This window comes from Candidatus Protochlamydia sp. W-9 (genome assembly GCF_001950615.1).
GTDB classification, from domain to species: Bacteria; Chlamydiota; Chlamydiia; order Chlamydiales; family Parachlamydiaceae; genus Protochlamydia; species Protochlamydia amoebophila.
Genome location: NZ_BCPZ01000289.1, coordinates 16,134 through 27,282, shown reverse-complemented (window position 1 = coordinate 27,282; position 11,149 = coordinate 16,134). Strand labels below are relative to the sequence as shown.

Sequence of the window (11,149 nt, the reverse complement as noted above, 5' to 3'; positions counted from 1 at the left end):
CTCATAGGCTAATTGATAAAGGCTGTCTTTCCAGCGCTCCATATGGCTTAGAATTGCTTCTCTATTTTGAATAAGTAGGTTAGCGCAGTGATTGCCAAATTCGAGATAGGGAAGCAACCAGAGATGCTCTAATATATCTTGATAGATCGAGCAAATAGGAACTATAAGTTTAAGTTCGTTGGATTCTAAATTTGCCACAATGATTGTACTGACGATTTCTTCAAGTTGAATGAGTTGTTGAGCTTGATTCTCCTGGATATCGTACAAAAATGTTTTAAAATCAAAAAGAAGCGCTAGTTCTTGTTTTATCAAATTTTGTACTTCTTCTATCTCTAATTTTAGCAGGCGACATAAACATTCACGCTTGACACCTATATCTTCTAATTGATGGATTTTTTCGAGGAGCGATTTGGCACTGACGAGTATATTCTCTTCTGTCTTGGAATTTGTTTTATAAACCTCAACTAAACCTTTTACTAGATCTAATGTGGATAGTGTGGGTGGAATTTGAGGATAAAAGTGGTAGTAGGAAGTATTGCCTTTAACAGATTCTGGATTCATAGCTCAACTCATTAAGTAAATAAAATTATTAAAAATATTTTTATGTTATGAAGAGAAATAGTCAAGCTAGAAATGGATTAGCATATGTTACTGGGTTCTATTTTTTTATAAATAATTACTTTCACAAAGTTTGAAGCGTTTTTTGTTAAGGCTACGTTATAGTCAATCGTGTTAAAAAATTTTTGCTATTCTTTTAGACTGTGCCAAAAATCAAGCCTATTACAAGCATTTCGTCTTTACCTTTTGCTTTAAGACTCTCTCATTTTTTTATCTTATAACGTCTGATAAATTGATAAATATATTCAGCAATAACTTGTTTGACAGCTTTTGTCTAAGTAACAGATGGCAGTTAGAAATATAGTTTTATCTATATAAGTTTAAACTTTTTATTAAATTCTATTCCTAAATGACTTGCCTTTCGGGCATCGAGTCAGCCTCTAACTGCTCGCTTGGTTAAAAAAATTTTGTGCATACGTTAGAAAGCTGTTTGAATGAACAGCTTGGCAGAGCAATTATTAAATTTGCTTATAAGGGCAATATAAAATTGGGTTATAATAATATGGCGCTATTTATTGTTTACTGAAGGCTAATTTCCAATTTTAATTGGTAATTTTCTTAGATTTGGCATTTTTTTAATCAACTCAAGGTCATTTTTCTCAAATGTTACCAGGATAATTTAAATTGGGAAATTTTGATCTTCCCTTTGGGAAAAGAGGTGAGGTTTGGTCCCAAGCATCTATAATTGCCTCTTTAACAAATTCACGACGATGAAAAAAAATTTTTCTAGCAACTTTGATTGTCATCTCTCTAAATCCACTAAAAGATTTATCTTCAAGATCTAACATCGACTTGAACCAAACTTTAAAGAGTTCATTACAATCTATTGAATTATGGCTCAGATATTTTGAAGCTAGATAAAATGTATGACTGATAATCCAGCTATTTTGATGCACATGGCCGTAATCATTTTCGTTAGTATACGTATTTGCAGGCTTAAATGGCTCAGGCTCTGTGCTTAGGTCACAAAAATTACTAATTTTCCACAAATTATCAATTAAACCTACCTTTTGTTTAAATTCTATAGTAACGACATCTGCAATTGCTTCATCTAATGCTCCCGATTCTCCTTCATATTCAAGTGGATTATTATGTTTAAACACAGCGTGCGTCATTTCATGACACACCATATCTGGCTGAGAAGCAAATTCGTTATTAAAGGCGAAATGCTTCAGCTTTGAAGCATAATAGGCATTTTTTTTGGGATAATAACTAAATAATGGCGGAATTATTCTTTCTTCGTCTATATCGACTAGTTTAAAAGTATCCCAATAAAATTTTTTTACTATTTCTACTGTTTGTTGAATTTTCCTACAAAGTTTTGTTTCCTGTGGGGTTCTGCAAGCAAAAATTTGGTCATTTTTTTGCAAAAATTCCTTTTCAGAATATGAAAGAGCCAGGGTTGCTTGATAAGGTGAGAAATTATTATAAGTTTCTGACAAATTTGCACCCATTTTTATTCCTTTGTTCTTTGATTTATTGAATAGAAAATAAACTTATTGGTTCCTTTTAGCAACGACCAAGTAAACTTAAAAATTTATATATTCATCGTAGCTTAAATTTGAGGAAATGCCATTTTTTTTAAACTGTCACTCTAAAAATTTAAAGATATATTCAATAAAATACCGTAGTTGGAACATAACTTTTATTTTTTCTTGTTAGTTCTTTATCGTGATAATCTTAAAAGATGGATTGAGCATTGCTACACTATTGGGACTAATCACTTGCTCAACAAAATGGGAATAACAGAGTACTAATGGTACCTATCGCATAGTATTAAAATTTCTTAAGATAATTTACAAAGAATTTTTGAAAAATAAATTGAATTTGAAAAATTTAATTCATCCCAACTTTCTTTTTTTCAGGGGTACTTTTGAATTGATTGAAGGGTACAAATGGGTTGATTAGTTAAAATAGAGCCTTTAACTCCTTGTCTTCCTTGCCAGTCTTTTAATGTCAAAACTTAAAAAAATGCGTTGGGATCGCTACTTCTTGAGATCCAATGAATTGATAGATAACACAACGTTTTTGGCACATTTCTCGTGAAAAAGATACAAACGACTTCTAATCACATAAGCATTTTGGTAGGCTTTTGTCAAATCTCGTATACATCTCTAATTTAGATCAATAACCTCTATTTAATCGAGGACACTGAAGCATATATGGTCAGAAAAAAAGTATCTTCCATTATTTCAAAAATTGAACGTCAATTTGCTTATGAACAAGGACTTTTTTACTTGTACAATGACCACATGCATTAACGAAAGATGAGGACCTTTACGCTACTTGTGACGATTACAGCAATAAAAATTCTTAAAGCGCATATTGAAAAAATTCACAAAAATATTAGTTCTGCCTATTTATCAAATTTAATGTCATAAAAACTTAATTGTGCGGATCTAAGCCTCTTGAGACTTTGCTAAATCCCACATAATGGTGCTTATTCATCACCCTTTATTTGACACAATTTTCCTCTCATTCGCGCAAAATTAGGAATAAACAAAAGGCTATCAAATCTTTTGCAAAAGCAGAAGTAATTCGATCTGAGAGAGTCTTTCTCAAATAAACTTGCAAATTGCTTGGGCTTCTGCAAACAATAATTTATTTTACAATTGCTCTATTATTATATTTATGCAGGCGTGAATCAAATAGGCTGAATACAAATTGGATAATCATTTTTCCAAAAATTTACAATATTTGAAACTTCATACGAAATAATTTCATTTGATGGATAAGGTTTCAGAATTTGCTCGAGAGCATTTTGATTAGAAGAATTTAACCATACATCTTCATCTGTTTTTTGTAGAATAACAGGCATGCGATTATGTATAGGATTCACCACTGAATTAGAAGCTGTGGTGAGAATTGCAAAGCTTTTGATTTCTTCTCCATTTTTATCCTTCCAAATGTCCCATATTCCAGCAAAAGCAAATAGATCACCATTTTTTAATGTGATTCGAAATGGAATTTTTCCTGATCTCGTGGTTTTCCATTCGAAAAAACCATCCGCAGGGATTAAGCAATGCCTAGTTTTAAATAAATTTTGGAAAGAGGGTTTACTTTTTAATGTTTCAGAACGCACATTAATCATTTGATAATTAGATCTTTTTTCTTTGCTCCAGTGGGGAATTAATCCCCAAACCATTGAATTGATTTGTCTTTGTTGATTTTCTATGAAAATCGTAAGGCATGATTGAGAAGGAGCTATATTAAAGCGAGGAAGCCATGTGAATTCTTTTAAAGGAATTTCAAAACGCTTGGATAGATTAATAGCCTCTGCAGTCAATGTAAAACGCCCACACATGTTTTAACCTCATTTTATATGCCCTAATATTATAAAAATTTCTGGATATGTTGCTATTATGAAAAGGTGTGGTTGATTCAATGGTGATAATCCCTAAAATCTTAATTGACATAAACAAAACCATACATTTTTTAATAAATAGCTTTGCGGTTAAGCTTACGTTTACTTTTGCTTATTATCGACCTTAAATTCGCAGTGATGACCGAGTTTTGCTTTTAATCTTTAGTAAGATCTAATAAGCATTAAAAATATTTTGCTAAAATAATTACTAAATTATACTTTAAATATACTGTGGATAGCATTTATCTGATTTCATTTTTTTCCAGACCCCTTAAATTTATTGACTCGATTATAGAGGATATTATTTATAATTTTCCTTTCCCTAGATATATGAGTGATAAGACTAATACTCAAATTGAGATTAAATTATTACACATGAATGTTGCAGAAGAAACCTAAAAATATTTCTAAGGAATAATATAAACTAGTCAGCATTTTTATCTAATTCAACATGTATGTAAAAAGTCTAAACTTTTTGATACAATGGATTGAAAAAAATTATTGGCTCAAGTTAGTCGCGATTAATATGTCAAGAGGCTATAAGAAGGTAACCTCTTAGTAAGATGGAAATTATTGATCCCAGATAGGGGCTAATTTTCGCCCGTTCTTACCCCAGATATTTACCAAGTAGCTAACTTGATTAATTTGATCAGGATAATCTTGGGCGAGAATCTTTTTTAAACATTCTCTTGGCGTGTCGCTATATAGATAGCCAAGCCGCTCGCTAATAATTTTGCAAATAGGTCGTTTAGCATGCTCAATTGTTAAGCGTATGAGTTTGGAATCAGAAGGAATTTTTAACTCTTTTGCAAAATAGCGCATTAAAAAAGCATCATCCGTCGCTTGAACTTCTATTATTTTACTATATTGTTTAAGAATATCCCTAGCTAAATGATCAATAGTCTCAATTGTAGCTGGTTTTAAATAGCTTTGCGTTTTGAATTTTTGATAAATGACCTTCAATTCCTGTTCCATTTTGTTGGAATAAAAGCTACTAATCTTATCATCAAGCCATTTATCAAAAAAGCTATGAGAGCTCAGAGGAACTAATACTCGCCAAATTGCAATTTCTTCTGTAGGAAGCTCATTTAATACTTCAATTGGAATGTCAGGATCTTGAATATGCAACCATTCTGCAAAAGCATCTTTACAGACAGCTTTTACTTTAGCTTCTAATAACGCGGGAGCTGAAACAGTTTTATTAAGTCGCTCTGTTTTGCATGAAATATCTTGATTGCTAGGATAGCATCGCTCGGGGGAAGAAATTTGTGAATGAATCATAAATCTCCTTAATTGAAATTGTTAATTATAAACAAATTAAGCCTATTCTATTTTAGATGAATGATTCATTTTCAGTTTATCTGGTATTTTTGATAATTTTTCTTTTAATATGTCCTCACGATCAAAAAATAATTATCCTAAGTCTTAACACAAATAAACTCAAAGTGTTGCTTCAAATTTTAGCAGCTCTTTTACTGCTTTGTCACTAAATCCTTACTTAACTAGAAAGAAAAGTAAGGAGATATGTAGAATTTGTTTAACTTGATGTTAAATCGCTTTTATAAACTAACCAGTCGCTTCTCCCATATCAAAAACCGATCTGCCTTTTTTCTTGCAGCAATAAAATTAATAAGCATTTTACCTATTTGTCTGGCTGATTTTACTGTTAAAAATAGGGTAAAAATTTTAACCATTATATTCGATTACTAGTTTAATCATAGGATGTTTTGCTGGCACTCTGTTAAAATGGCCTTTTAAATATGGCTAAGTGGTTTATTAATCTATTAAACAGTTTCTAATTTTACCAAAAAACCTGTCTGTTGATTAAATGTTATAATTCCTTGCTATTTAGCTGATACGATGTTCTTAGAATACTAGTTATAGGGGAACAGGTAAGCTCGTAAGTAAAAGCTTACCTGCTGGGAAAGGGAGAAGAGCTTAAGATATCAACAATATGTTAGTTGAGAAAACTTAATGAAATTTATTGTTGCATTGCCTTCATTAATCCAAATATTCCTAACTCTTTCAATTCCTTTTCTATTTTTAAATTAATTTCAACCATCAGATTTTTTAATTTAACAATTTTTTCTATTTCTTCTCCTTCGTCGATTTGCACATCTTTCTGTTGTAAAGCACGCTCTATCTTTTTTAATCTGCTTGCAGTTGAAGGATGCAAAAAATCCAATCTGTTTTCACCATTAGGGGAGAGGACGAGTTTTTTCCATATAGTTGTGCGGTTTTCCAAGTTAGTTTGTTGTAAACTCATTAATAATCTTCTTCCACCTTTCAACTCTTCAACAGAACTTTCAGTTATCGCTAAATCATCTGCTTTTCCTTCCCGATATTGTGAAAATATGGCTTGAGCAATAAACCCTACACTCATAGTTATTAATAATGCAGGAATGATAGGCATCATGAAAGCAGAAAATGTGGCTGCAGCTATTGAGCAAATAGCAGGTATCAAGGGCATAGTGAAACAATCGTTATTTTTAATGTGGCAGGCCTCATGTTTCATTAACCAATGGCAGGCACCTTTATCTACCTTGTGAAATTTAGGAGCTACCCAGATGACAGCATCGCCTTTAGTAAAAAAATTCGTACCTTCAGCTCCGCAGAACCCTAGATTAAGTCTTTCTAAAACGATAATATCCTGTCTAATCCCTATTCGATCAAAAAATGGCTGTAATTCAGTTTTAATATTATATCCAGGGTAAGATTTAATTTGCTGATTATATTCTTGCGACCCTCTATAAACTCGTTTCTGACTAAAAAAGCCGTCTATTACTGTTATAGGTATTTCAATACAGGTACTTTTATAAGCTTGTAGACTATAGCCGCATGGACTAGATAAAAATGGCAAAACAAACATATAATTTCCTTGTTGTTAATTTAACTATAAAATAAATTATATTAAATAATATGTTTTAACTCAATATTAAGTTTGTTTTATTTTTTTTAATATTCGTTAATAATAATGAATTAAATTTTTTTATTCAAATTTTTTGAATACTAAAGTTTTTTTAAAGTTTCCTTACAAATGTTTGCAGTTAAATGCTCATAAATTTATGCTGGATTGTATCGACATGTGCGTCAAACTCTAACGAATAACTTAGTCGATAATGAATGACAAAAAGTGACCTGTAAAAGAGAATTTTTTTGCCGGTTGACTTTTACCACAGAAATGAGTTGTTTTATTGGCTGAACGACTTAAGTAGTATAGAGGTAGAGCAGGAAAATTCTTCGATTCTCGTGACACTCAATCGCTATAATTAGCATAAAAGCGCTTATTCAAAAAAATAGCTATTAGATACAAAAAAGTTGTTTATTTTGTTTTTTATCCTGTAACTTAATCAGATTTTGATTGGCAGAGGATCAATTCAAACAAGAGGATAACATTTTACATCAACTTTCTTCCACACTCTATGTTTTTTAATTCGTTGAGCATCGCTTGAGAATTCTTTGCCAATTTTTATATTTATTGCATTCAACAATTGCATGAAAACCTATTGTTTAGGATGATTAAATTTTGATTCTGAAAAAAGGATGTAATAGGTGTCTTTTGATTGGTAGTGTCACTAAACATTTTTATAAGTAAAATTATTAAAGAGTTTTTTAAAGTCATTTTTAAGATTTCCTATTTAGAACATCAAAATTTTTATTAAAAAAATGATTAAAAATACAAATTGGGTAATGGACTTGCTTCCATGCGTCACACCCAATTTACTTGATAGACAGACAGACTTTGCTTTAAAGGGGAAAATTAGCGGGCGATGGCCTACTCCCAATGTTTTAAATTTTGGAGCATGTCAACAGAGATAGTCTTTAGCCTTTTTTAGCTACATGCAAGGCTGAATCTACCTTGTTTTTTGTATGATGAATCTCAAGCCATTTATTGTTCTGCTTATGCTATTACTCTTTCTTACTCTTTTCCGTGAGTATTATTATCCCAAAAACTATGACTACTATTGCTACAACTATCAATGGATCTATTGTATTTTTAGTCTGGATTTTTTTAGCTTTCGCTATAGGATTGGAATGACTTATTTCTTGTGCCGGTGCTGGACAATAAGGAAAAATATCTCTTTGAGTAATAGAACAACTTAAACAATTCCGATTTGTTGTTTGCGCCTGCCCTTTTTTGTATAGATGATCAATCATTTGATTAAATATATGACCAATTCGGCCATCATTTGAAACATGTAACTGCACTTTTAAAAGAAGATGTAAATTAGCACTAGCAATAATATGAGGAGCCTTATAATGAGTAAACTCTTTGTTCAAGCTTACGCCGTCTAAATAGTAAGCAACAAGATTTTCATCTTCGCTACTCCAACATTTGATATCTTTTAGTGATTGATTGCCAATGATGGGAGTATGCATGATTGTTTTAGCAACTTGTCTAGCACAAATATTCGCAAACTCCCAATTTGTTTTGTCAAAATTCTTTTTTACCTCATGAAGTAAATAATCTACCCAACATGTTTTTGCGAACACCGAGATATTTAGGTAAGAGACTGCATGAGCAACCAGTAATCCTCTTAAAGTACCGGCCAGATGAGAATCATTTAAATCTATGTTATTAGATAAAGTCTGATCGGTTCGATGAGATCTCAAAAATGCAATTAAGCCAATTGCAGCAGCCGGACCCATATATAGAATAGCCATCACATCAGCACCGATTTCGCTAAACCTGTTACCCCAGTAGTTAGCCCAATTTTTTTTTACATCCTCTGGGTAATATTCCAAAGCTTGATAAATGTCTTTCTTAATGGCATTTGATAAAATTTTTTTAGCTTTTGGATTTGTTTCAAAAATAGTGTGAGCAGTTTCACGGGCTAATACAAGCCAACTTAATATTCCTTTAGAAGAATAAGATAAAGGAAAAGAAACAATAGGAATAGAGTTTTCTAATCCGTTTATAGAAATAGCACGCTCTTTTTTAATGGAATGCTTAAAAAGTGCCCAATGACCTATCTCATCTTCTGCCCACTTAGCAATGGGTGGTAAACAATGGCTAGCAGTACAGAAACTAGATGAAGCAACAAACGTATTCCACATGTCGCATACCATCAGTTGTAAAGCGCAGGTTTTTTTCCATTGAAAGCTACTGCTATGTTGCAGGATTATTTGAGCAATATTATGAGCAGTTTCGTATATTTTTAATTGCGTGCGTGCGGCCTGATGGGTAATTCTTTGACTATTCAAGAATTCTACATAAATGGAGGGGTTATTTAGGTATGTAAACTCCCAATCTTCAAAACATTCTAAATGCTTAATAGCATGGCCCCAAAAGTTGTTATAATAAGAATTTCTTAAATTGCGCTGCTTTTCTTGAATCGCTTTAAAAAAAGCTTTTTTAGTTTTTAGCGAAGGCAAGCTAACAGATTCTTTTGCAGTTTCTGCTAACTCTTTAACAAGAATTTTCATATTCGAAGATAGGGCGCTCCAATGTACTGGTAGCCTATCTTGAAAAACGGCAGAAGTAGAATTCATATAGCCCTTGATACTGATTTTATTTGAAAAAAATATATGAGGAAAATCTTGTAATTTTCATCAAAATAAAAATATTTTTTAATTTAAAAATTTTAACTTCTTTTAACTAAGGCTAGCAATCCAGCATTTTTCAATTGAATAGCTATATATCTTCAGATTAAAATAAAAGTGAAAGAAATAAAAAATTCTTTATTTTTCTTTAATTTTTTTTATCTATTTGAAATTTTAATTCACTTATATAAATAAGTATTCATATGCAAATTAGATAAGCTGTTTAATTCCCACATAAATATCTAAAACAATATTTTGATGATCGGTGGCTCTTTCATCATAAATTTCAAAATCTGCATTATATCGGCGCTCTCCGCCTAGCTCTGAGGCTGACATTTTCCAGATATAATTCCATGCATTCACAACCACATCAGGCATGGGAGCTGGCGCTGTTGTAAATTTTGCATACTGCTGCATAGGAATGAGTAGTGTTTGAAATTCTGTAGATAGGTGATCATCAAATAAGAGAACTTCTTCTCCTATAAAATAGGTATAAGAGCCTTTATAATCACTTTCATAATCTGTATAAACGCAAAAGGTTGTCCCCGGCTTTATTCTATGAAGAATTTTATCAGCAAGTTTTTTGTGAAAATAGCGATTTACACAAGGAAAAATAGCGCTTCCCATTTTGTCTAATTCTTGTTTATAGCTAGTTCTAACACTAACTCCAACTAGTTTTATTTGAGGTTTGGAGATTAAAATTGTCTGCATTATTCTTTCCAATAGTATTTTTGACTGCTTAATGATTTCTTCAACCATAGGGGAGCGTAAAGAGATGCTTGGCCGCAACGATATCCTAATAACTTTACTGCTGTTTGTAAAAGAGCGTAAGGAATAAAGTGTGGTTGTTTTTGTTTCAAAGTCTTCAATAGGGCTTTTAAATAATGAAATCCTCGTTTTGCATCTTTTCCCCCCTTTTCCAATAAATGTTGGTAAGAAGTTCTGGCATAGCCAATATCAAAATGACGGCAAAATTCTTGTTTAAGTGTATAGTCATGCGAATGATGCACTTCAGCTTCTGCAACATAAGCAATTCGATGATTTCTTTGCAGGAGTTGTGCAACCGCAACGGTGTCTTCGCCGAATAAAACAGGTGAAAAACCGCCAATTTCATCTAAGGCAGCGTTTAAATAAGCGGCACAAGAATTAGAACAAAAAAAAGTGTAGACTCCATATTTCTTTACATCTTTAATGCTTCTGATATGACCTTCTGAAGGATAATTGAATTGACGTGGAAAGCTGGCAAAAAAACCTGCTCCTTGGTGAGGTATTTGCCTTGCGTAAGAAACACAAGCTTCTCCAAGAAGTAAAGGACTAATGAGTTTCTCTAACATACTTGCAGATGTTGGATAGGCATCTTGTGTCATCATGACTGTTATAGTTGTATTGAGAAATTGTCTGCCTTTTTCCCTTGTTAATCCATGATTAAACTCAGTTTGTGGAATAATAAGTGTTTCAACACCCATGGCTTGCGCAATAGAAATTGTTTCATCTGTGGAAGAAGAATCAATAATGAGAATGCGTGGTTTTAGGCGAGATTGGATGAGAGGTCCTAAACAGAGAGGAAGGTGTTTGGCGGCCTGAAAAGTGGGAATAACGATACCGATGGAAGGTTGCATAAAA

The 11,149-nt window shown here is 32.2% G+C and carries 7 protein-coding genes and 1 pseudogene; all 8 read right to left on the bottom strand.

Going from position 1 to position 11,149, the window contains the following annotated elements; all coding sequences use genetic code 11:
* Window positions 1-561, bottom strand: a pseudogene (locus BU804_RS08525) (hypothetical protein); the annotation flags it as partial.
* 656 nt (window positions 562-1,217) lie between these two features.
* Complete coding sequence (locus BU804_RS15970; protein WP_075883731.1) at window positions 1,218-2,072, bottom strand: M4 family metallopeptidase; 855 nt, start codon at window positions 2,070-2,072, stop codon at window positions 1,218-1,220.
* Window positions 2,073-3,262: 1,190 nt separating this feature from the next.
* The gene (locus tag BU804_RS08515) at window positions 3,263-3,922 is read right to left on the bottom strand and encodes an SOS response-associated peptidase (RefSeq protein WP_075883730.1); all 660 of its coding nucleotides are present in this window, start codon (window positions 3,920-3,922) and stop codon (window positions 3,263-3,265) included.
* Window positions 3,923-4,552: 630 nt separating this feature from the next.
* A complete protein-coding gene (locus tag BU804_RS08510) occupies window positions 4,553-5,263 on the bottom strand; it encodes a hypothetical protein (protein ID WP_075883729.1) in 711 nt (236 codons plus the stop codon).
* A gap of 700 nt (window positions 5,264-5,963) precedes the next feature.
* Window positions 5,964-6,851, bottom strand: coding sequence for a M48 family metalloprotease (locus BU804_RS08505; protein WP_075883728.1), 888 nt, complete (start codon window positions 6,849-6,851; stop codon window positions 5,964-5,966).
* A 1,040-nt stretch (window positions 6,852-7,891) separates the two neighbouring features.
* Window positions 7,892-9,475: a hypothetical protein gene (locus BU804_RS08500; protein ID WP_075883727.1), complete on the bottom strand. Its 1,584-nt coding sequence runs from the start codon at window positions 9,473-9,475 to the stop codon at window positions 7,892-7,894.
* Window positions 9,476-9,736: 261 nt separating this feature from the next.
* On the bottom strand, window positions 9,737-10,237 hold the full coding sequence (locus BU804_RS08495; RefSeq protein WP_075883726.1) for a GyrI-like domain-containing protein: 501 nt from the start codon (window positions 10,235-10,237) through the stop codon (window positions 9,737-9,739).
* Window positions 10,237-11,145, bottom strand: coding sequence for a glycosyltransferase family 2 protein (locus BU804_RS08490; RefSeq protein WP_075883725.1), 909 nt, complete (start codon window positions 11,143-11,145; stop codon window positions 10,237-10,239). Before BU804_RS08490 ends, BU804_RS08495 begins: the two co-directional genes overlap by 1 nt.
* Window positions 11,146-11,149: the final 4 nt, after the last annotated feature.